The sequence below is a fragment of the Acidisoma sibiricum genome (assembly GCF_057837225.1).
Genome location: NZ_CM174445.1, coordinates 37815 through 59600 on the forward strand (window position 1 = coordinate 37815; position 21786 = coordinate 59600).

Below are 21786 nucleotides of genomic sequence, written 5' to 3' on the forward strand. Positions count from 1 at the left end.
GACCAATCCTTGACCGGCGCGCATCAATCCATTGACCCGATGGGGCGAGGATTGCTACTCTTTTTTGTTGCAATTTCGTTATTATATTCTAAATAAAAATGTGAAATTCTCCGTTTTTTGGAATAACGGCGATTATGTTCACTTATTGTTTATCTTTCACTGCGACGCTGGTGGTGTGGGGGCAAAGAGAACTGTTCATTCCCAACCGTGGGTAGTGCTAGAAAATACTGTCGTGTTTGCAACTTGTTTCGCGGAGACGCCCGTATTTTAGCCGGAGACTGTCAGTCCTGATCCCTTGTGCAAGTTGTCGATGACTCATGAATATTAAGCCGCCTAAGACAATACCGTCGGCAGAACGGGATAATCTGTCCCAAGCTGGCAGCGCCGGCAGGCCACGCCGGACCATGACGAGCCCGATGGCACCGGCGGTCGCGTCCGCGGGCAAGGCGCGCGACGCCCATTTTTCTGTTCTGTTCTATCAGGCCATTTATGATGACATGATGGACAGGACGCCCGAAGAAGCGGCCGCGCATTGGCAAAGATCAGGCCGATCGGAAGGGCGCTTTTCCCATGCGGCACAGGCCGTTGAAGACATGGCCAAGAAAGGCCGCGTCGTCCCGGACAATTTCGATGCGCGCTTCTATTACCTGCTCCACCCGCAGATTTTTGGCCGGCTTTCGTCAGAGGTCGATGCGCAAGCCCATTATCTGATCATCGGACAGGCGAGTGGAATTGCCTATATGCCGGCCGACCCGCGCTTCGTCAGTCAACTCTACCTGGATGAACAATCCTGCTACAGCCGGGCATTGCGTGATCGCGTGCTCAGCGGCGAGGAGCCATTGTTCGAGAGCGTCGACGACCTTCTGACCGCATCCGATTTGAAGAACAAGAGCATCGTTTCTCTTTTCTCGACCTCCGACTATCTGACGTCCCATGGTGGCATCGGCTTGCGCAATCAAGCGCAATGCCTGCATCATTTCGCCACTCAGGGCTGGATGGCCCTTGCGCCGATCAACTTCAATCTGACCTTCGACGCCGACTTCTACCGCGACATCAATCGCGAAATTGCAGAGATGTCGCCCGCCGCCGCTTATCGCCATTGGCTTAATATCGGCATGCTGCGTGATGAGCAGCCGAATGCCGGCAATTTCCTCTCAAAGCTCCTGCTGCACAAAACGGATCACTATCCGGCAGAATTCAATCCCGACATCTACCAGACCGCGAATCCCGACCTTGCCTCCATTCTGCTCAGCAAGTGGCGTCTGTTGCAGCATTGTGTTGTTAACGGAATCGCCGAGGGGCGCGGTGGCACGCAGCTGAAACTGAGCACCGTCGATATTTTCCGCGCCGCAGCCGATCGCCAGGCGATCGAAAGCCGCCTCGATATCGCAAAGCGGATTTATCAGGATGTCCTGCGGATCGATCCCGATCATGTCACGGGCCACCGCCATTACGCGGATTGTCTGTTCCGTCTCGGAGACTGGTACAGCGCTGCGCAGGAATACAAGGCGATTATCGACGAAGGCTACAGCACGATCTGGTCCTATCTCAACCTCGCCTCCTGCCTGGTGGAATTGCGCCAATGGCATGCCGCCGCAAGCAGCCTGCGGCTGCTCGCGCAGAAGGACGCAGGCGATATGGGGATCGCGCGCCGCCTGCAGGAGGTTTGCCGCTGCGGCTATGATGCCTTGCGCGGCCAGGCGCTTTGGTACGCCGAGAACGGCTTTGATGATGAAGCAAAGACGGCCATTGCGCAGGCGATGGATCTTGTCCAGCTTATGGTTCTTTCGCCAAACCGCACGCCGGCTCTCACTCCACGCAAGCTCCATGCTGTCGCGATCGTCGCCGATCTTGGCCTCAACCAGTGCCGCTTCTATCGCGTCGAGCAGAAATGCGAGCAGTTCGAGAGCATCGGCATCAAAGCGGTCGTGTTCAACTTTCAGACCGAAGCCCGCGATTTCGTCGCCCAGGTCGCCGGCTTCGATGCCGTCATCTTCTATCGGGTGCCCGCGACGCCGGACATCATGGAAGCCATCGACGCGGCGCGCCGGGTGCAGAAGCCGAGCTTCTATGAAATTGACGATCTGATGTTCGATGGGCAGCACTTTCCTGAAGCCTTCGAGACCTATTCAGGACAAATCTCGCGCAGCCTATACGGCAGTCTTGTCATCGCACCGGCAGAACTGAGCACCGCCATGGCGTTGTGTGATTTCGCCATCGCCTCGACCCCCGCTTTGGCGGCCCAGATGCAGGCGGTTCCGGGTGACCGAAACGTCTTCCTGCATCGCAATGCTTTGCACAGCCCGCACGAGAGAGCCGCCACGCTTCCGCCAGTCCAGAAGTCCCGGGATCGGATTCGGATCTTTTATGGCAGCGGCACGGCTGCGCATAATGAGGATTTCGACCTCTTCGTGGCACCCGCCCTACTGCGCATCCTGAACGACTACCCGATGGTGGATCTGGTCATTGTCGGTTTCCTGAAGCTGCCGACGGGCTTTGGAAATTTCAAACACCGCATCACCACGATTGAGCCGATCTGGGATGTGGAATCCTACTGGCAGATCCTGGGTGCGATGGATATCAACCTCGCCGTGCTCAAACCCGGTCTGATCGCCGACTGCAAAAGCGAGATCAAGTGGCTGGAAGCGGCTCTGTTCGGCGTGCCCTCGGTCGTGACGCCCACGCAAACCTACCGGGAGGTCGTCGCTGACCACCAGACGGGTCTTTTTGCGACGGACGCCACCGAATGGTATGTGGCGCTACGCTCCCTCATCGTGAACGCAGAACTGCGCCACGCCATCGGCCATGCCGCGCGCCAGGTTGTTCTGCAGACCTACCGCAAGGACGTGATGGCGCAAAAGCTCGGTCGCCTTATGGGGCATGAGAGCAAGTCCCCGCTGCCGGCACCGCGCCGGACGCGCCTTCTGCTGGTGAATGTCTTCTTTCCGCCTCAGGCGATCGGCGGCGCTACGCGGGTTGTCGCCGACAACGCCTTGGACTTGCGTCGGCTTTTTCCCGATGAGTTTGAAATCCAGATCTTCACGACGGTTGAGGGATCGACCGAGGGTTACCGTCCCTCTACCAACCTCTGGCAGGGTCTTCAGGTCAACGGTATCAGCACCCCGGATGATCCTGGGATCGACCGCAGACTGGCGGACGAGGCGATGGTCCGTGCGTTCGAGGCCTGCGTCGATGCGTTTCAGCCCGATATCATCCATTTCCACTGCGTCCAGCGCATGACGGCCGCCATTTGCGAAGTGCCGATGCGCCGTTCCATCCCTTATTACATCACCGTGCATGACGGCTGGTGGATCTCCGATCATCAGTTCGTCATCGACGAAGCCGGCGAGTCTTGCGTCTACAACTACAAAAATCTGCTACAGGAAGCCAGCCAGCACGGCGTCCAGCGGCTGTCCCGCATGCAGCTGCTGAGCCGGGTCATCGCGGGTGCCGAGGAGCTTCTGACCGTCTCCGCGCCCTTCGCCGATCTTTACGAAAGCACGGGCCTGCGCCGCCCCCTGGTGATTGAAAATGGCCTGTCGCCTGTCAGCTTCAAGCCGCGCACCCCATCACCGCAGGGTCGCGTGCGGCTGGCACATATCGGTGGCATCGGCCTGCATAAGGGCTATCCGCTGATCCAGGCCGCTTTCATCTCCGCGCCATTCCGCAATCTGGAACTTCTGGTGGTCGACCATGCCATGATGCGGGGGATCGACATCTGCGGCACCTGGGGCACGACACCGGTGACGTTCCGGGGCAAAACCCCGCAAAGCGATATCGCCGAACTTTACCAGGATATCGACATTCTGCTGGCGCCGTCGGTCTGGCCGGAAAGCTACGGGCTTGTGGCGCGCGAAGCGCTGCAAGCCGGCTGTTGGGTGGTCGCCTCCGACCGCGGTGCCGTGGGCGCAGATGTCACGCCCGGGTCAGGCCATGTCATTCCTGTGACGGGATTCGAGCCGCTGCGCGACGTGCTGTGGCAGATCGACACCAACCCCGCACGGTATCTGGGCGCCATCGAGGACAAGCCAAAGCTGCGCTCATCGGCGGATCAGGCGCGCGATCTGGCAGCCCTCTATCTTGGCCGCATGGCGGCACGCGCCGAGCCTGTCGCCCGGGCGGAAACCGCCAAGCTGAAAACCCACGCAGCCTAGACGATCACTAGATCCGCTCGTCGATGGTGACGCCAAGCTGTTTGAGCTTGCGATGCAACGCACTGCGCTCCATGCCGACGAAGGCCGCGGTTTTGCTGATATTGCCGCCAAGCCGCAGAAGCTGGGCCTGCAGATATTGGATCTCGAACAGGTCGCGGGCCTCGCGCAGCGTCAGACCCATCATATCGGCCCCTGCATCCATGCTGAGCAGCTTGGGGGCATGGGCACCGATCTCAGCCGGAAGCACCTCAGCCCGGATCGGATCGGCCGGACTGCCTGGCGCCATGATCAGCAGCCAATCCATCAGATTGCGCAGCTGGCGAACATTGCCGGGCCAATCATAGGCTTGCAGCGCCGTCATCGCGTCAGGCGCCAGTTCGCGCGGCGCCATGCCGGCATTTTCTGCTGCACGCACCAGGAAATATTCCGCCAGCATCGGCACGTCTTCGCGCCGCTGGCGAAGGGCAGGTACCTGCAGCGGCACCACGGCCAGCCGGTAATAGAGGTCTTCGCGAAAACGCCCAGCCGCAATTTCGGCCTGCAGATCACGATTGGTGGTGGCGATGACGCGGACATCGACGCTGACGCGAGATGAGCCGCCGACGCGCTGAAAAGCCTGATCCTGCAAGGCACGCACGATCTTGCCCTGGGTTTCCAGCGGCATGTCGGCGACCTCATCCAGCAGCAGCGTACCGTTATGGGCGCGCTCGAGCACACCGGCGCGCCGCGGCTCGCGGTCCGGGCCGCTGGTGGCCTCGACGCCGAACAGCTCTTCCTCGAAGCGGCTGGGATTCAGCGTCGCGCAGTTCAGCGCCACGAAAGGCTGGTCTGACCGGCGGGACAGCGCATGGATCATGCGCGCGGCCACTTCCTTGCCGACCCCCGCAGGACCGCTGATGAGGACACGCGACCCCGTGGGCGCAACCCGTTCGATCGCGCCGCGCAAGCCCTGCATCGGCCCGCTTTCGCCCAGAAGGCTGTTCTCAGCGCCGATGCGCAGCTTCAGCTCGGCATTCTCAGCCGCCAGTCGGGCCGCCTCCAGCGCGCGCCGCACCATCAGCAGAAGACGGTCGGACTTGAACGGCTTTTCAATAAAGTCGTAAGCGCCTTTCTGGATGGCGGTCACCGCAGTCTCGATGGTGCCATGGCCCGAAATCATCATCACCGGGACGCGCGGTTCTTCCCGGCACAGGACATCGAGGATGCCGAGACCGTCGAGCCGCGAATTACGCAGCCAGATGTCGAGGATGACAAGACCGGGCCGGCGCGCCTGGAAGGCGGCTATCGCTTCGTCTGAATTCGCAGCCTGCCGGGTATTGTAGCCTTCGTCCCGCAATACCCCGTCAATGAGCATCCGTATATCGGGTTCGTCATCGACGATCAGAATCTCAGCAGCCATCATCCCTCGCCACGATCATCTCAGCCGCATCTTGTCTGGTATCCGCCGGTAAAACCAGCGTCGCCACCGCGCCGGGCCCGGGCTTGCGGTCCTCCAGAACCAATCTGCCGTCGTGATCTTCCATTACCTTCTTGACGATGGCGAGACCCAAACCGGTCCCTTTTTCCTTCGTCGTCACATATGGTTCGGTCAATTGGCTGCGTTCGGCCTCAGGCAGACCGACACCATCATCAGCGACACTGATATGCACCTCGGAACCCTGTTGCGACACCGTTAAGATAATCTCACCGGCACCGTCACGCATGGCAATGGCATCCGTCGCATTCTGCAAAAGATTGGTCAGAGCCTGACCAATCAGACGACGATCGCAGCGCGCCGTCAAACTGCCGGCCGGAATCTCAGCCTTGAAATGAATATCGGGGCGCGCGTGCTGCTGCAGCATCAGGGCATCGCGCGCGACCTGGCCGACATCCTCCGCATGAATGACGGGCTGTGGCATCCGCGCGAAGGCTGAGAATTCATCGACCATACGGCCGATATCGCCCACCTGGCGGACAATGGTATCCGCGCATTGCACGAAGGTTTCCGGGTCCGAGTGAATTTCCGACAGAAACCGGCGCTTGAGCCGTTCTGCGGAAAGCTGGATCGGGGTCAGTGGATTTTTGATCTCATGCGCGATGCGGCGCGCGACGTCGGACCATGCGGCCTTGCGCTGAGCGGACGCAAGCTCGGTGATGTCGTCGAAGGTGATGACGAAACCGTCAACGCGGTCTTCCGTCATCTCCGCACCCAGCCGGACATTGAGCAGCCGGCGATGGGCGGGTGCGCCGATGGCAATTTCGGCGCGGCGCGGCCGGTCTGGCGTGGCCCGCACCGTCTCGATAAGGGATGCGAATTCCGGCACCACCACGTCCAGCGGCTGGCCCAGAGCCGCCATCAGGTCTGTGCCCAAAAGGGTCGAGGCGGCGCGATTCGGCAGTTCGATCCGGCAATTACGGTCCAGTCCGATGACACCGGCGGAGACCCCGCCGAGCACGGCCTCGGTGAAGCGTCGCCGCTCATCGATCTGGCTGTAGGCGCGCATCAGTTCGGAGCGCTGGGCGTCGAGCTGCCCCGTCATCCGATTGAAGGCACGCGTCAGGCCCGCAATCTCATCCTCACGCCGGCTTTCGGGCAGACGCACGGCAAGGTCGCCCGAGCGGATGCGTTCGGCGGCACGGATGAGGCGGCCGACCGGCCGCGCGATCTGATTGGCGAAGACAAGGCCGACCAGGATCGAGGCTGACAATACCAGAAGGGCGACCATGGCGAAGATCACCACAAAGGTGATCTGCAGGCTGTGCCGGTTGGATTCCAGCCGGTGATAGGCCTGAACCGCGGCCTCTGTATGGGCCATATGGGCCAGGATCGAGGGATCGACCGGCTTCTGGATGAGCAGCATGAGCGGCGGGGTGGACGCCAGCTGCACCAGGCCGCTGACCATGGTGCCGTCTTTCGCGCCGAGCACGACGACATCGCCGTTACGGGCAATGCTAATCGCCCAGGCCGGCGGCAGACCGGCCGCCATGCCGCCCATGAAGCCGGCGGACGCCACCACCTGTCCGGTGGAGGGCACGAAGACCACGGCCTCGGTCAGACCGCGCAGCGACACCTGGGTTTCCAGAAATTGACCGAAATTGCTGACGTCGCTGGTCAGAAAGGGACCGGCGCGCGCCATGTCATCGGCCATGGCAAAGGCATCGGTACGGATCTCATCCTTGTGCTCGGTCAGATAGCCTTGCGCCACCTGCATGCTCTCATCGAGCGCTGTGCGGACACGTTCATTGAACCAGGCCTGAATGCCGAGCTGGAAGAAAACGGTCGCGAAGATGGCGACCACGATGGTGGGCGTCACGGCGACGACGCTGAAGAGTAGAACCAGCTGGGCCTGGATGTGTGACCCCGCCGAGCCGCGCCGGCGTTCGAGATAGACGCGCAACACGCGCACCGACACCGCGATCACCAGAAGCAGCAGCACGACGAAATTCGCTGGCACCAGGGACAGGATCGCCCGATGGCTGAGGCCGAGTGACGATCCACCCGACAGCACGACGAAAGAGCCCACCGCCAGCAAAAGCGCGACCGTCGCCAGAATCAGGGTGACGGTCTTGCCCAAGGCGACGCGCAGAACGAGCCGCAGGCGCGGCCAGCTTTTGTTGTCCGGCTCCTCGTCCCCGACGAGGGTCATGGGTGCGGGCGTGTTGCTGATCAGCATCGGCGGAGTTTAATCCGGCTCGGGCCGATTGGACACCGGGGCAAGTGCGACCCCGTCAGGCGACGCCGCGGACGACGGGCACTTCCAGATCACGAATCTTCTTGCGCAGCGTATTGCGGTTCAGCCCCAGCATGGCCGCAGCCTTGATCTGGTTGCCGCGCGTGGCCAGCAGCGTGAGCTGAATAAGCGGCCGCTCTACCTCCGCCAACACCCGATCATAGATGTCGTTGCCGACAAGGCCTTCCTCATGGGCGACCAGGAATTGGCGGATATGACGCTCCATGGCACGGGCCAAAGGCTCTGCCGTTTCTCCGCCGGCATCATCAAGGGTTGAGACCGTCTCGGTCAGTTCCCGGTCCAGGGCATCCGCGGTGATGGTTTCTTCGGCGTGGAGGGCGGCCAGACGGCGCATCAAGTTTTCGAGTTCGCGCACATTGCCCGGCCAGCGATAGGCGCGCAGGCGTTCCACCGCGCCCGTATCCAGCGCCTTGAAGGGCAGGCCATCGGCCCGCGCCTTGTCCAGAAAATGGCGGGCAAGCAAGGGAATGTCTTCCACCCGCTCACGCAGCGGCGGCAGACGGATGGGCACGACATTGAGGCGGTAGAACAGGTCCTCGCGGAACAGGCCCTGACGGATGGCCGCACGCAGATCGCGGTGGGTTGCGGCTATGATGCGCACATTGGCGCGCACCGGCTGGCGACCGCCGACAGCGGTGAATTCGCCTTCCTGCAGCACCCGGAGCAGGCGGGTCTGCGCCTCCTGCGGCATGTCGCCGATCTCATCCAGGAACAGCGTGCCGCCGGCCGCCTGTTCAAAGCGGCCCTGGTTACGGCTGGTGGCACCCGTGAAGGCGCCACGCTCATGGCCGAACAACTCGCTTTCGATCAATTCGCGCGGAATCGCGGCCATATTGATGGCCACAAACGGCCCACCGCGACGGCGTCCGTAATCATGCAACGCGCGGGCGACGAGTTCCTTGCCGGTGCCGGATTCGCCATTGATCATGACGGTGAGGTCTGTCGTCGTGAGGCGCGCGACGGTGCGATAGATTTCCTGCATCGCCGCGCTCCGGCCGATCAGCGGCAGCCGCTCATCCGCGTCACGCGGCTCAGGCGGGGGCTGGTCACCCGCGGCGGTGGGGGAGGCGAGCGCGCGGTCCACGACCGCGAGCAGCTCCCGCAGGTCAAAGGGCTTGGGCAGATATTCAAAGGCGCCGCGCTGGGTCGCCTTGACCGCCGTCATCAGGGTCGATTGAGCGCTCATCACGACGACCCGCAGATCAGGGCGGATGCGACGGATGCGCGGAATGAGGTCCAATCCGTTCTCATCCGGCATCATCACGTCGGTGATGACCAAATCGCCCTCGCCGTCCTCCACCCACCGCCACAGCGTCGCGGCATTGCCGGTGGTGCGCACCTGATAGCCCGAACGGCCCAGCGCCTGGGTCAGGACAGTCCGGATCGACCGGTCATCATCAGCAATCAGAACGGTCGGCGTCATTATTGAGCATCCTCCTCGGCGAGCATCGGCAGATGCAGCCGGAATTCCGTGCGTCCGGGGCGGCTTTCGACTTCGATCAGACCGCCATGGTCGGCGATGATCTTGGCAACCAGGGCAAGGCCGAGGCCCTGTCCCGACGGTTTCGAGCTGACGAAAGGCTCGAACAGATGCGGGCGAATATCCTCGGAAATTCCGGGCCCGTTATCCCGCACCACGACCAGCAGCGGCAATTCCACCCGATCCGTATCCGAGGTCGGCGTCGCCAGGCGAAGCCCATGCTGATAGCGGGTAACAAGGGTGATCTCGCCCTCGGACGTGCCGGCAGCGCGCAGCGAATCAGCCGCGTTCTTCACAAGATTGAGCAGCACCTGCACCAGCTGGTCGCGGTTGCCCCAGACCGAGGGCAAGGACGGGTCATAGCTTTCGCTGAAGCGCAGTCCCTCACCGAAGCCGCTGCGCGCCAAGCGCCGCACATGTTCCAGAACACGGTGGATATTCACCGCCTCCATCTCCACCGGCTTTTCGCCGAAGACTTCCATACGGTCGACCAGGGCGCGAATACGGTCTGCCTCGTCCCGGATCAGCACCGTCAGCTCCTGATCGGACTCGACGACACTGCTTTCCAGCAATTGCGCCGCACCGCGAATGCCGGAGAGCGGATTTTTAATCTCATGCGCCAGGATGGCAGCCATGCCCGTGATGCTGCGCGCCGCATTGCGGGCGGCGATCTGCCGGTCGAGCGAGCGGACGGTGGTGCCATCCTGCAGGATCAGGAGCACGCTGCCGGGGTCTTCCGCCAGCGTCGTGCCCTGTACGCTGATTCCGGTCTTATGCAGCCGCGGCCCGTCAAAGGAGAGGTCGTGATCGGCGATCGACGTGGCACCGGTGCGCAACTGGCCCACCATCAAAAACAGCGGACTATCTTCCGGCAGAACATCATCCAGTGACAGCTGTGCCAGCTGCGGAAAAGACAGGCCGAGGAACTGCTCGGCCGCTGGATTGGCATAGGTGAAGCGATTTTCTTCCGAGAGCACCACGACGGCCACCGGCATCGCGGCCAGAATGGTGACCGCGTCGGGCAATTGCGTCGTGGGCACGGGGCTACGCCGCACGACGGAGAGGACAGTGCGACGGACCGCCTTGGTGACGCCGCTCATCCTAGGCCGCCTCGGCGAGCATGACGGATTTGTCGGGCGCAGGCGGCTGCACGCCGCGCTCGATCAACGGGTCGAAGAAGGCGTCGATCAGTGCCATCACCGGTGCGCGCTCTGCCGCGCGCATCACCTGGGAGCGGAACTCCGCAGAACCCGGCAGGCCGCGCGAATACCAGGCGACATGCTTGCGCGCGAGCCGCAGGCCCGGGATTTCCCCGAAATGGCTGAGCATGAGGTCGTAATGGGTGAGCAGGATATGCTTGCGCGCGGCAAGATCGGGCTCGGGGATCTTTTCCCCGGTGCGCAGATATTCCGCGACATTATGCAGGAACCAGGGCCGGCCGTAGCAGCCGCGACCGATCATGACGCCGTCGGCGCCCGACTGACGCAGCGCCTCGGCCGCGTCTTCCTCGACCACAATATCGCCATTGGCGATGACGGGCAGCGTAACCGCGTCCTTCACCTGACGGATGAAGGCCCAATCGGCCTGGCCGGTATAAAACATCTGCCGGGTGCGGCCGTGGATGGTCAGCATGCGGATGCCGCTTTCCGCGGCAATCTTGGCAAGGCGCGGCGCGTTCAGGCTGGCATGGTCCCAGCCCATGCGCATCTTCAAGGTCACCGGCACATCGACCGCGGCGACCGTCGCTTCCAGGATGCGGGCGGCCCCGATCTCATCCCGCATCAAGGCGGACCCGGCCATCTGGCCGACCGCCACCTTTTTGACCGGACAGCCGAAATTGATGTCGATGATATCGGCGCCGTGGCCGACCGCGATGCGCGCAGCCTCGGCCATGGCCTGCGGATCGCAGCCCGCGAGCTGCACGGAATTCGGGGCATGAACGCCGGGACCGCCGCCCTCGACGACCTTGGCCATGCGCAGCGTCGTCTGATTTTCGCGCACCATTGCCCAGGAGGCGATCATCTCGGACACGACCAGACCGGCACCGAGATCCCGCGCCAGCCGGCGGAACGGGAGATCCGAGACGCCGGACATCGGGGCCAGGATCACAGGGGTTTCGATCACCGGATTGCCGCGACCGCCAAGGGCGATCGGAGACAGAGTCGGGATTGGAGAGGATTGATGTGGAATCGTTCGATTGCCCATAGATTGTGCAGATACAGCACGAGCGGGTTGACGCGCAATCGGTCAGAGACGAGTTTGCGCCCTCCGCGCTCACGCGACCATGATCCAAGGTGACCAATGACGACCACCCCTGGCCTTCCCTCGCTCGTAACCCGTGTCGGTACGGGGTTTGACGTGCATGTGCTGGAGACGGGACGGCCGCTGATCCTCTGCGGCGTGACCGTGCCGCATGACCAGGGTCTGGCCGGGCATTCCGATGCCGATGTCGGCATTCATGCGCTGTGCGACGCCATTTATGGCGCGCTTGCCGAGGGCGATATCGGGCGGCATTTCCCGCCCTCAGAAATGCAATGGAAGGACGCCGACAGCGCCCGCTTCTTGCGCCATGCCGCCGAACGCGTCGCGGCCCGCGGCGGTGTGCTGATCAATGCCGATGTCACGCTGATCTGCGAGCAGCCGAAAATCACGCCACATGCGCCCGCCATGCGCGCGCGCCTGGCCGAGCTGCTGGGCGTTCCCGTGTCCCGCATTTCGGTCAAGGCAACGACGACCGAAAAGCTTGGCTTCACCGGCCGGCGCGAAGGCATCGCGGCCCAGGCCGCGGTGTCCATTCTGGTGTCGTCGGACGAGGAAGGCTGAGCGCCCGATGGGTGCTGAGGCGATTCGCGATATCGATGGGCTGATCGCGGCCGGCTTCGCGACGGAGGGTGACCGCACCGCGCTGACCGAGGTCGGTGAGCGCTATGCGGTCATGATCTCCGCGCGTTTCGGCGCGCTGATCGCAAACGCCGATGACGTCATCGGACGGCAATTCGTGCCGCATGGCGACGAGCGGATGACGGCGCCGCATGAGGACCCGGACCCGATCGGAGATGACGCGCTGTCCCCTATCCCCGGCATCGTGCATCGCTATGAAGACCGCGTGCTGCTCAAGCCCTTGCTGATCTGCCCGGTCTATTGCCGCTTCTGTTTCCGCCGCGAGCATGTGGGACCCGATGGCGGCTTGCTGAGCGAAGTCCAGCTCGAAGCCGCTTACGGCTATATTGAGACCAGGCCCGCGCTGCGCGAGGTTATCCTGACCGGTGGCGACCCGCTGATGCTGTCGCCGCGCCGGCTGGCGGCCATCATGCAGCGGCTCTCTTCCATTCCGCATGTCGAGACGATCCGCATCCATTCCCGCCTGCCGCTGGCCACGCCCGAGCGGCTGACAGACGCGATGGCGGAGGCCTTGGACGTGGACCGCGCCGTCTGGCTGGTGGTCCATGCCAATCATGCCCGCGAATTCACGGCCGAGGGGCGCGCGGCGCTGCGGCGCGTGCAGAGCCGCGGCATTCCGGTGCTCGGCCAGTCCGTTCTGCTACGCGGGGTGAATGACACAGCCGAAGCGCTGGAAGCCCTGTTCCGCGCCATGATCGCGACCCGCGTGAAACCTTATTACCTGCATCAATTGGACCCCGCCCCCGGCACCGCGCGCTTCCATGTGCCGATCGCGGAAGGACAGGCGCTGCTCCGCGCGCTGCGCGGCCGCGTCACCGGCCTCGCCTGGCCGACCTATGTGCTGGATATTCCGGGCGGCCACGGCAAGGTGCCGATCGGCCCCGATTATCTTACCGGCGCAGAGGCGGTGCGCGATCCTGCGGGTATCACCCATAGGCTGGGCGCAGCCCCATAAGCTTGCCGGACGATGGCGGAGCGGTTACAAGCCCCGCCTCTAATCCCGACGATATTGAGAAGTCCGATGAAGCAGCAGGCGAACCTTATCCGCGCCGGCCAGGTGATCGAGCATGAAGGCCGTCGCTGGACGGTTCTGAAGCAGCAGATCATCACTCCTGGCAAAGGCGGCGCTTTTATTCAGGTCGAAATGCGCGACCTGAAGACCGGCAACAAGACGAACGAGCGCTGGCGCACCGCCGATACGGTCGAACGCCTGATGACCGACAACAAGGACTACCTCTACTCCTATACCGATGGGGACAATCTGGTTCTCATGGACAAGGAAACCTACGAACAGGCGCTGGTGCCGGCCGAGCTGCTGGGCGACAGCGTCGCCTTCCTGCAGGACAATATGCAGGTCGAGCTGGATCTGGTGGAAGGTGAGGCCGTCGGCATTCATCTGCCCGCCTCCGTCATCCTCGAAATCGTCGAAGCCGATCCGGTCGTGAAAGGCCAGACGGCCGCCAGCTCCTACAAGCCGGCGATCCTCTCCAATGGCGTGAAGACCATGGTTCCGCCCTTCATTGAAACCGGGGAACGCATCGTGGTGCGCACCGAAGACGGGTCCTATGTCGAGCGGGCAAAGTCCTGACGGTCAGATAATCCCATGGCCGCACGCCTCTCTGCCCATCTGACCATCATGGCCAATGCCGCCCAAAAGGCGGCCAAGCAGCTGCTGCGCGACTTCAACGAGGTCGAGCAGCTTCAGGTCAGCATCAAGGGTCCCTCCGATTTCGTCACCCAGGCCGATATCCGCGCCGAAGCGACCATCAAGCAGGAGCTGACCAAGGCCCGCCCCGGCTATGCCTTCCTCATGGAGGAATCCGGCAGTTCGGGCGGCGACAACTGGACCTGGCGCTGGGTGGTGGACCCGCTGGACGGGACCACCAACTTCCTGCACGGCATGCCGCATTGGGCGATTTCGATCGCGCTGGAGCGGCGCCTGCCCGACGGCACGATTGAGATCAATGCCGCGCTGATCTACGCGCCCTGCACGGACGAGATGTTCTGGGCGGAGAAGGGCGGTGGCGCCTATGTGAATGAGCGACGCCTGCGCGTGGCATCCCGCCGCGACTTCAGCCAAGCGGTGTTTGCGACCGGCATTCCCTTCGCGGTGACCAGCCCGCGCCAGCGCCTGTCCTTCGCGCGCACACTTAGCACTCTGATGCCGCAGGTGGCGGGCATTCGCCGCTTCGGCGCGGCTTCGCTCGACCTTGCCTGGGTCGCGGCCGGCCGCTTCGACGGCTATTGGGAAATCGGCGTGAAGCCCTGGGATATCGCCGCGGGCATTCTGATCGTGCGTGAGGCTGGCGGCTATGTGACGACACCTTCGGGCAGCGATCAGATTGGCGACGACCTCGTCGCCGCCAATCCCACGCTGCATCCGAAGCTGCTGGAAGTTGTGGCCGACGGCGTCTCTGCCGGCGGCGGCTGACTGAGCGTCCTTTCGCTTTCGCTCATCTTAAGGATCGGCCGCCTGTCACAGGGCGGCCGAACTGCTTTCTACCCGCACCGCACGCCGATGAAAGCCCGTGGCGAGCAGCGTCGCGATCAATCCCAGCGCCGCCGCGACCGACAGCCATAGGCCGGGCATGGCGCGGTCGCCGGTCGAATGAATGAGCTGCGTGCAGATGGCGGGCGTAAACCCGCCAAAGACTGCCGTCGCCAGGCTATAGGCGAGCGAAAAGCCTGAGGTGCGGACGGCTTCGGGCATGATTTCGGCCAGGAAGGGCACGGCAGCGCCGTTATAGAGGCCGAAAATGAAAGACAGCCACAGCTCGGCCAGCAGCAGATGGGTGAAGCTGATATTGTGGACTAGCCAGAGCATCAGCGGATAGGCAGAGACCAAAGCCAGAACCGTGATGGCGAGAAGAATCGGACGGCGGCCGATTCTGTCGGACAGCGCGCCGCCGATCGGCAGCCAGATGAAGTTGGACACCGCAACGCAGAGCGTCACCAGCATGGCCTGCAGGGCGCTGAGATGCAGCTCACGCCCGCCGAAGGTCGGCGTATAGGCGGTGATGAGGTAGAAGCTCACCGTTGTCATGGTGATGAGCATCATGCCGACCAGCACGATCTGCCAATGGCGAGCAAGGGAGGCCAGGATCGCCCGGATCTCGGGATGTTTGCGGCGGGCAAAGGCCTCGGTTTCAGCAAGCGAGCGGCGGAGGACGAATAGCAAAGGCACGATCAGGCAGCCGATCAGCAGTGGCACGCGCCACCCCCAGCTCGCCATCTGGGCATGGGTCAGCGAGAGGTTGAGGACGACGCCGATGATGGCCGCGACCGCCACCGCCACCTGCTGGCTGGCGGATTGCCAGGAACAGAAGAAGCCTTTCCGGCCCGGCGGCGCGATCTCGGCCAGATAGACCGAGACGCCGCCCAGTTCGACGCCGGCCGACAGCCCCTGGATGATTCGTCCCAGCACGACGATAATCGGCGCCGCGATCCCGATCGTCGCATAGCCAGGCGTCAGCGCGACAAGGGCGAGGCCGACCGCCATCATGGCCAGCGTCAGGATCAAGCCGCGGCGGCGGCCATAGTGATCGATATAGGCACCCAGGATGATGGCGCCCAAAGGCCGCATCAGGAAGCCGCCGCCGAAAATGCCGAGCGACAGCATGAGCGAGGCGAAGGGGTCTTTCTCAGGAAAGAAGGCGCGGCCGATATAGGCCGCGTAATAGGCGTAGATCATGAAATCGTACATTTCGAGGAAGTTGCCGCTGGTGACGCGGATGACCGCGCCAAGCCTGCTGGCCTGGCCGCTTGCCTGGTTGATTGTCGTCATCTGCAGTCCTCCCCTGAAAAGCCTGATGGCCGTCTTTTCGCCCTCATGACAAGGGTCTTGGCGGACTTTCGTCATCAACCTAAGACGAAATCGGGTGCCGCGCCACGCACCCCCCTCCCCGTCACGACGAAACTACCGTAGACCGCTGGGAACATGCGCCGCACACGCCCTTTCCTGCTCGCCTCCCTCGTTCTGGCCGCGCCCGTGGCGGCGGCAGGCACCGCGACCGCACAGGTGACGGTTGACCCCAATGCACTCAACCGGCTGGGGAGCCCCAGCCTGCCCGCGCCACCGCCGCCGAAAAATACGGCGCCTGCCCTCAGCGGGCATCGCTACAAGCATCGGCATCGGTCGGCTGTGAGTACGGGCCACGGCCCGCATTCCGCGCAGGCCGAGCAGAAGGCCGCCAGCACCGGGCCGGCACCGGGGAAGACCGCGCCCGGCGCCAAGCCCGCCGTGGTTTTGCCACCGGCGGCAGCCGACACCGAGAATCGATCGGGCCTCGGCGCCTCTTTTGCGACCGTCCCGGTGCTGCCGGGGGCCATCCCCGCCATGCCGGCACCACCGAAAATTACGGTCGATCAGCCGGCGAAGAAAAAAACGGAGAAGGCAAAGACCGAGGCGGCAGCGCCAGCCACGCCCGCAGCGCCCCTGCCGCCCTTGCCTGCCGCCGTTCCCCCACCGGCTCCTGCTGCTGCGCAGCCACCTGCCGTTCCAACAGAATTGTCGCCGGGCGCCCCCGCGCCGGCCGCCTCCCCGCCCATGCAGACGGCCAAACCGCAGGTCGCGCCTGCGCCTGGCACCCCGGTCCCGAGCAAGCCTCATGGCGCGGATGACAACGCCCTGCCGCCCGGCGCCGATCAGCTGACGCTGCCCTTTACCGGGCAGGATACCGATGCTGCAGGCGCCATTCCGGCGCTGATCCGGGATTTCGTGAGCCGCCACGGCACCACGGTTCTTTATGTGGTGCGCGCCTTCGCCGCCCAGCCGAAAGGCGATGACGACCCGTCCACCCCGCGGCGCATCGCCCTGACCCGCGCCCAAGGTGTGCAAGAGGCGCTGACCGCGGCCGGCGTCGATCCGATCCATATCCGACTGCTGGCGCTCGGGAATGCGGGCGGCACGCCGGCCGACCGGGTCGACCTCATCGCCATGCCGGCGTCACCCGGGCATACTGCCCCTTCTTCATCACCGTGAGCGGGTCTTAGTCTTCATGACGCGGCCGACCTCCTACCTCATTCGCATGCTGATCTTCCTGGCCGCCGTGCTTGCGGTGGCCATATTCCTGATTCCGAAGATCAAGATCTTCTTCGCCAGCAATCCGGCGCTGAACAGTTTCATCTTCTTCGTGATGCTGCTCGGCATCATCTGGAACCTGCAGCAGGTCCTGCGACTGGGGCCCGAGGTCGCCTGGGTCGCTGCCTATCAGCGTAGCCGGCAGAAACTGTCCGGCATCACGCCGCCGAAGCTGCTGGCACCGATGGCGCGCATGCTGGCGGCGCGCGCCGAGGCCGCAGGGCGCGAGGGCCGGGTCTCCATCTCCGCCCAGGCCGGGCGCAGCCTGCTGGACGGTATCGGCAGCCGGCTGGACGAAAGTCGTGAAATCTCCCGCTATGCTACGGCACTGATGATCTTCCTCGGCCTGCTCGGCACCTTCTGGGGATTGCTGCGCACCGTGAGCGCGGTGGCGGAGGTGATCCAAGGCATGAGCGTCGGCTCCGGGGACATCAATGCGGTCTTCGACCAGCTCAAATCCGGGCTTGCCGGACCGCTGGCCGGCATGTCCACGGCCTTCTCCTCCTCCATGTTCGGTCTGGCCGGCGCGCTGGTGCTGGGCTTTCTCGATCTGCAGGCGGGCCAGGCGCAGAACCGCTTCTATAACGAGCTGGAAGACTGGCTGGCGGGCTTTACGCGGCTCTCCTCCGGCGTGCTCGGCGGCGAAGGCGAAGGCGGCAATGTGCCAGCCTATGTGCAGGCGCTGCTGGAGCAGACGGCCGAGAATATGGAAGGGCTGCAAATGGTCCTCGCCCGTGGCGAGGAAGGGCGCGTGCAGTCCGCCCAGGTGCTCAACACCCTCGCCGACCGGCTGAATACCTTCACCGATACGATGCGCGCCAATCAGCAGCTGATGCTGCGCATTGCCGAAAGCCAGCAATCCCTCGCACCCGCGCTGCAAAGGCTGGCGGATACGCGCGAGGCGCGCCCGTCGGATGAAGTGGCCCATGCCCATCTGCGCAATATCGAACATGCGCTGCAGCGGCTGATCGCGGAATCCGAACAGGGCCGCGTGCAAACGACTTCGGAACTGCGCAACGAATTGCGCGTGCTGGCGCGGACCGTCGCCGCCCTCGGCGACGGGGGACGCTGAGCCATGCCCGGCTATCGCCGGCGGCGCCAGCAGAACGGGCTTGATGCCTGGCCGGGCTATGTCGATGCGCTCTCGACGCTCCTCATGGTCACGATCTTCGTGCTGCTGGTTTTCGTGCTGGCGCAGGGGCTGCTATCCGTCACGCTCACCAGCAAGGACCGCGCGCTGGAGCGGCTGAACCAGCAGATCGCCCAGCTGACCGACATGCTGTCGCTGGAAAAAGGCCGCGCGGCCGATTTGCAGAATAATGTCGCGAGCCTGGCCCATGACCTGGGCGACGTCACCAGCGCCCGCGACGCCCTGTCGAAGCAATTGGCCACCACTCAGGCGCAACTCGCCCAGGACACCGCCCTGGTTTCGACATTGACCGCCCAGCGCGACAAGCTCGCGGCTCAGTTGGCGGACAGCGCCGTACAATCCCAGTCCGCGACGTCGCGGCTGAACGACATGCAAAGCCAGCTGAGCCAGCAGACCTCGGCCACGGCCGATGCGCAGACGCAGCTCGCCGCCCTTCGCGCGACCATGACGAATACGCAGCAGAAGCTGCTGCATGACCAGACGGCGCTGGCCCAGGCGAGTGCCGCAGCGGCGGCTGCGCAAACCGCAAATGACGCCGCCAATCAGAAGATGGCGGCGCTGCAAAGCCAGCTCACCGACATGGAGACCCGCGCCAAGACCGCCGAGGCCAGTCTGGCCGCAGCCCAGTCGCAGCTAACCCAGGACGAGGCAAAGCTCGCGCAGCAGACGAATTTGGTCTCGGCCGGTGACAGCGCTTTGACCAAGCAGAAGCAGGAGACGGACGCCGCCACGGCGCAGATCGCACTGCTGAACCAGCAGATGGCCGCCCTGCGTAACCAGCTGGACGCCATCTCCGCCGCTCTCCAGCTCCAGGAAAGCCAGGGCCGCGACAAGGACGCCCAGATCGCCGATCTGGGCCGCAAGCTCAACCTTGCACTCGCCGCCAAGGTGCAGGAGCTGCAGCGCTATCGCAGCGACTTCTTCGGCCAGTTGCGGCAGGTGCTGCAGAACCAGCCCAATATCAAGATCGTCGGCGACCGCTTCGTCTTTCAGAGCGACGTGCTGTTTCCGTCGAACAGCGCCGATCTGACACCGGGCGGCCAAGGGCAGATAGACAAGATCGGCCAGGCCATCCGTGCGATCATGAAGGAAATTCCGCCCAACCTGTCCTGGATGCTGCGGGTGGATGGACATGCCGATAGCGTGCCAATCACCGGCGGCCCGTTCAAGGACAACTGGCAGCTCTCCTCGGCGCGGGCCATCGCGGTGGTGCAGCTGCTGATACTGGACGGCGTGCCGGCGAACCATTTGGCGGCGACCGCCTTCGGCGATACCCAGCCGATCGACCCGGGCAATACCCCGGCGGCACTTGCCAAGAACCGCCGCATCGAATTCCGCCTGACGGACCGCTGAGCGGTCAGGGTCAATGCTCGATCAACCTCAAGCACCCCGCGAATGGACCATCGGCCGCCAGCGCATCCTGCAGGCCGATTGCCTGAGCGCACTGGCCGATCTGCCGCCCGAGAGTGTGGATATCTGCATTACCTCGCCGCCCTATAACATCGGCATCGCCTATCGCAGCTATCAGGATAGCCTGCCGCGGGAGACCTATCTGGACTGGCTGACGGAGGTGGGCCTCGCCATCGCGCGGGTTCTGAAGCCCGAAGGGTCCTTCTTCCTCAATGTCGGCTCGACCGGCAACGATCCCTGGATCGCGAGTGATGTGGCCGCCTGCATGACGCGAGAGATGGTTTTGCAGAACCACATCATCTGGGTGAAGTCCTTGAGCGTGGGTGATGACACAATCGGTCATTTCAAGCCCATCACCAGCCCGCGCTTCCTGAATAACAATCACGAATCGATCTATCATTTCACGAAGTCAGGGTCGATCGCCATCGACCGGCTGGCGGTCGGCGTGCCGTTCAAGGACAAATCCAATATTGCGCGATGGGGCCATGCGCGCGACCGGCGCTGCGCCGGCAATGTGTGGTTTCTGCCCTATAAGACCGTGAAGTCACGCGCCCAGAAATTCGACCATCCGGCGGGCTTTCCGGTGGAGTTGCCCGCACGCTGCATCAAGCTGGCGGGGATCGACGATCCTCTGGTCCTTGACCCCTTTCTCGGCGCCGGCACGACGCTGGTCGCAGCCGAGCAGTTGGGCGTCCGCGGCATCGGCTTCGAGATCGACCCGGACTACGCGGCCCGCGCGGCGGCGCGGCTGGAGCAGGCGCTGAGCGGGGCCTGACATGGTCACCGGCTAAGACGGCGGCCCTAGCCGCGCTTCCGCGTCATTTGCATCCATGTTTCATCCGACCCGCCCGACTGAAAGCCGAACTGCGCGTAAAGCCCGTGCGCATCGGCGGTGACCAAGGTCCAGTGCGTCACGGTCGTCAGTTCAGGATGCGCCAGGATCGTTTTTATCAGCGCTTTGCCAAGCCCCTGGCCGCGCGCAGTGGGTGCGATGATGACATCGGATAAATGGGCGCGGAATGTGTAGTCGGTCAGCAGCCGAGCAAAGCCAATCTGCAAACCAGCCGGCGTATAGATACCAAAACACAGGCAATGAGCGATGCTGCGTTCCGTCAAGGCAGCCGGCCGGCCCAAAGCCCAATAGGCTTCGGCCAAGGCGCCATGGATGAAATTCATGTCCAGCCGCGCGCGATCATCGCTGATGACCAGGCCATTCGGGAGAGTGGTTTCGTGGACCATGTGAGACCGCCGGGACTGTGGTTAGAGGCAAGCCGGCATGATTGTCACGTCACCCTAGAGTTTGTCAGGCCGTCACGGAATCGCCCTTGAAGACCCGTCATCCCGGCCTTGAGCCGGGATCTTCTTCCCTTGGCGCCCAAGAAAGAAGATCCCCGCGACAAGCACGGGGATGACGGTGTTTCAATGAAAACCTGACAAACTCTACCTTACATAAACCCGAATCTGCTCGCCCGGTGCGCCGGCGATGACGGCGGCGCCCAGCGTCACGCGGGAGGGGGGCACGCCCGCGCCCTGCACCGCCCCGGCGACTTCCGCGGCTTGCGGCGTCAGCGCCTTGGCGGCAGTGATCTGCGTCAGTGGCGTGCCGGTCTGCGGCACGGTGGAGACGATATCGAAAGCGACATCGGCCTTGCGCGCTTCGGCATCCTGCACCGCCCCGGTCAGGGCCGAGAGATAATCGGCCGCGGAGGTTCCGGCCGGGATCGTCACCAGCGGCACGCGACCGAATTGCGCCTCGGTCAGATCCACCGTCGCGACCGACGGGCGTGGCGGCTTCGCCGCGAGAAGATTGCGGCCCGGCGGCGCGCAGGAGACCAGCACCAAGGCTGCCGCGCCGAGCGCCAAAAGAGTTTTCATGGAAA

Annotated in this window: 16 protein-coding genes and 1 pseudogene; 9 read left to right on the top strand and 8 right to left on the bottom strand. The window is 63.7% G+C overall.

The features are described 5' to 3' along the window. The first annotated feature begins 404 nt into the window (after positions 1-404). The gene (locus AC3G7M_RS00185) at positions 405-4154 is read left to right on the top strand and encodes a glycosyltransferase (protein ID WP_489213657.1); all 3750 of its coding nucleotides are present in this window, start codon (positions 405-407) and stop codon (positions 4152-4154) included. Positions 4155-4161: 7 nt separating this feature from the next. On the opposite strand, the gene ntrX is transcribed toward AC3G7M_RS00185, so the two are convergent. Genes ntrX through dusB form a run of 5 tightly spaced genes read right to left on the bottom strand, consistent with a single transcriptional unit; the run spans position 4162 to position 11570 of the window. Further along, on the bottom strand, positions 4162-5553 hold the full coding sequence (ntrX, locus tag AC3G7M_RS00190; RefSeq protein WP_489216106.1) for a nitrogen assimilation response regulator NtrX: 1392 nt from the start codon (positions 5551-5553) through the stop codon (positions 4162-4164). Next, positions 5543-7807 (bottom strand): sensor histidine kinase NtrY-like, encoded by a 2265-nt coding sequence (locus AC3G7M_RS00195; protein WP_489213658.1) that lies wholly within the window; start codon positions 7805-7807, stop codon positions 5543-5545. The genes ntrX and AC3G7M_RS00195 overlap by 11 nt, the downstream gene beginning before the upstream one ends. A 55-nt stretch (positions 7808-7862) precedes the next feature. Further along, complete coding sequence (gene ntrC, locus AC3G7M_RS00200; protein ID WP_489213660.1) at positions 7863-9308, bottom strand: nitrogen regulation protein NR(I); 1446 nt, start codon at positions 9306-9308, stop codon at positions 7863-7865. Then, on the bottom strand, positions 9308-10465 hold the full coding sequence (locus AC3G7M_RS00205) for a two-component system sensor histidine kinase NtrB (protein ID WP_489213661.1): 1158 nt from the start codon (positions 10463-10465) through the stop codon (positions 9308-9310). Before AC3G7M_RS00205 ends, ntrC begins: the two co-directional genes overlap by 1 nt. A 1-nt stretch (position 10466) precedes the next feature. Continuing rightward, on the bottom strand, positions 10467-11570 hold the full coding sequence (gene dusB, locus AC3G7M_RS00210) for a tRNA dihydrouridine synthase DusB (protein WP_489213662.1): 1104 nt from the start codon (positions 11568-11570) through the stop codon (positions 10467-10469). 120 nt (positions 11571-11690) lie between these two features. Between dusB and ispF the strand changes: the two are divergent. The 4 genes and pseudogenes from ispF to AC3G7M_RS00230 all read left to right on the top strand — a co-directional run. Beyond that, positions 11691-12188: pseudogene (gene ispF, locus AC3G7M_RS00215) on the top strand (2-C-methyl-D-erythritol 2,4-cyclodiphosphate synthase); the annotation flags it as partial. Positions 12189-12195: 7 nt separating this feature from the next. Continuing rightward, the gene (locus AC3G7M_RS00220; RefSeq protein ID WP_489213663.1) at positions 12196-13221 is read left to right on the top strand and encodes a lysine-2,3-aminomutase-like protein; all 1026 of its coding nucleotides are present in this window, start codon (positions 12196-12198) and stop codon (positions 13219-13221) included. A 66-nt stretch (positions 13222-13287) separates the two neighbouring features. Further along, positions 13288-13854 (top strand): elongation factor P, encoded by a 567-nt coding sequence (efp, locus tag AC3G7M_RS00225; RefSeq protein WP_489213664.1) that lies wholly within the window; start codon positions 13288-13290, stop codon positions 13852-13854. Between the two features lie 15 nt (positions 13855-13869). Further along, on the top strand, positions 13870-14697 hold the full coding sequence (locus AC3G7M_RS00230) for an inositol monophosphatase family protein (protein WP_489213665.1): 828 nt from the start codon (positions 13870-13872) through the stop codon (positions 14695-14697). A 45-nt stretch (positions 14698-14742) separates the two neighbouring features. Here the strand turns inward: AC3G7M_RS00230 and AC3G7M_RS00235 are convergent, their stop codons facing one another. Then, positions 14743-16050: an MFS transporter gene (locus tag AC3G7M_RS00235; RefSeq protein ID WP_489213667.1), complete on the bottom strand. Its 1308-nt coding sequence runs from the start codon at positions 16048-16050 to the stop codon at positions 14743-14745. A 153-nt stretch (positions 16051-16203) separates the two neighbouring features. Here AC3G7M_RS00235 and AC3G7M_RS00240 point away from each other — a divergent pair, with 153 nt between their 5' ends. From AC3G7M_RS00240 to AC3G7M_RS00255, 4 genes are read left to right on the top strand one after another with little or no spacing between them, the layout of a single operon-like run. Beyond that, positions 16204-17247 carry a hypothetical protein gene (locus tag AC3G7M_RS00240; RefSeq protein ID WP_489213668.1) on the top strand — a complete coding sequence of 348 codons (1044 nt, stop codon included), beginning with the start codon at positions 16204-16206 and terminating at the stop codon, positions 17245-17247. 16 nt (positions 17248-17263) lie between these two features. Beyond that, on the top strand, positions 17264-18418 hold the full coding sequence (locus AC3G7M_RS00245; RefSeq protein ID WP_489213669.1) for a flagellar motor protein MotA: 1155 nt from the start codon (positions 17264-17266) through the stop codon (positions 18416-18418). Positions 18419-18421: 3 nt separating this feature from the next. Further along, positions 18422-19849 (top strand): peptidoglycan -binding protein, encoded by a 1428-nt coding sequence (locus AC3G7M_RS00250; protein ID WP_489213670.1) that lies wholly within the window; start codon positions 18422-18424, stop codon positions 19847-19849. Positions 19850-19862: 13 nt separating this feature from the next. After that, on the top strand, positions 19863-20681 hold the full coding sequence (locus AC3G7M_RS00255) for a DNA-methyltransferase (protein ID WP_489213671.1): 819 nt from the start codon (positions 19863-19865) through the stop codon (positions 20679-20681). A 26-nt stretch (positions 20682-20707) separates the two neighbouring features. Here the strand turns inward: AC3G7M_RS00255 and AC3G7M_RS00260 are convergent, their stop codons facing one another. Both AC3G7M_RS00260 and AC3G7M_RS00265 read right to left on the bottom strand, forming a co-directional pair. Next, positions 20708-21145, bottom strand: coding sequence for a GNAT family N-acetyltransferase (locus AC3G7M_RS00260; RefSeq protein ID WP_489213672.1), 438 nt, complete (start codon positions 21143-21145; stop codon positions 20708-20710). A 201-nt stretch (positions 21146-21346) separates the two neighbouring features. Next, entirely contained in the window at positions 21347-21781 is a 435-nt protein-coding gene (locus AC3G7M_RS00265) for a hypothetical protein (RefSeq protein WP_489213673.1), read from the bottom strand. Between the last annotated feature and the right edge of the window lie 5 nt (positions 21782-21786).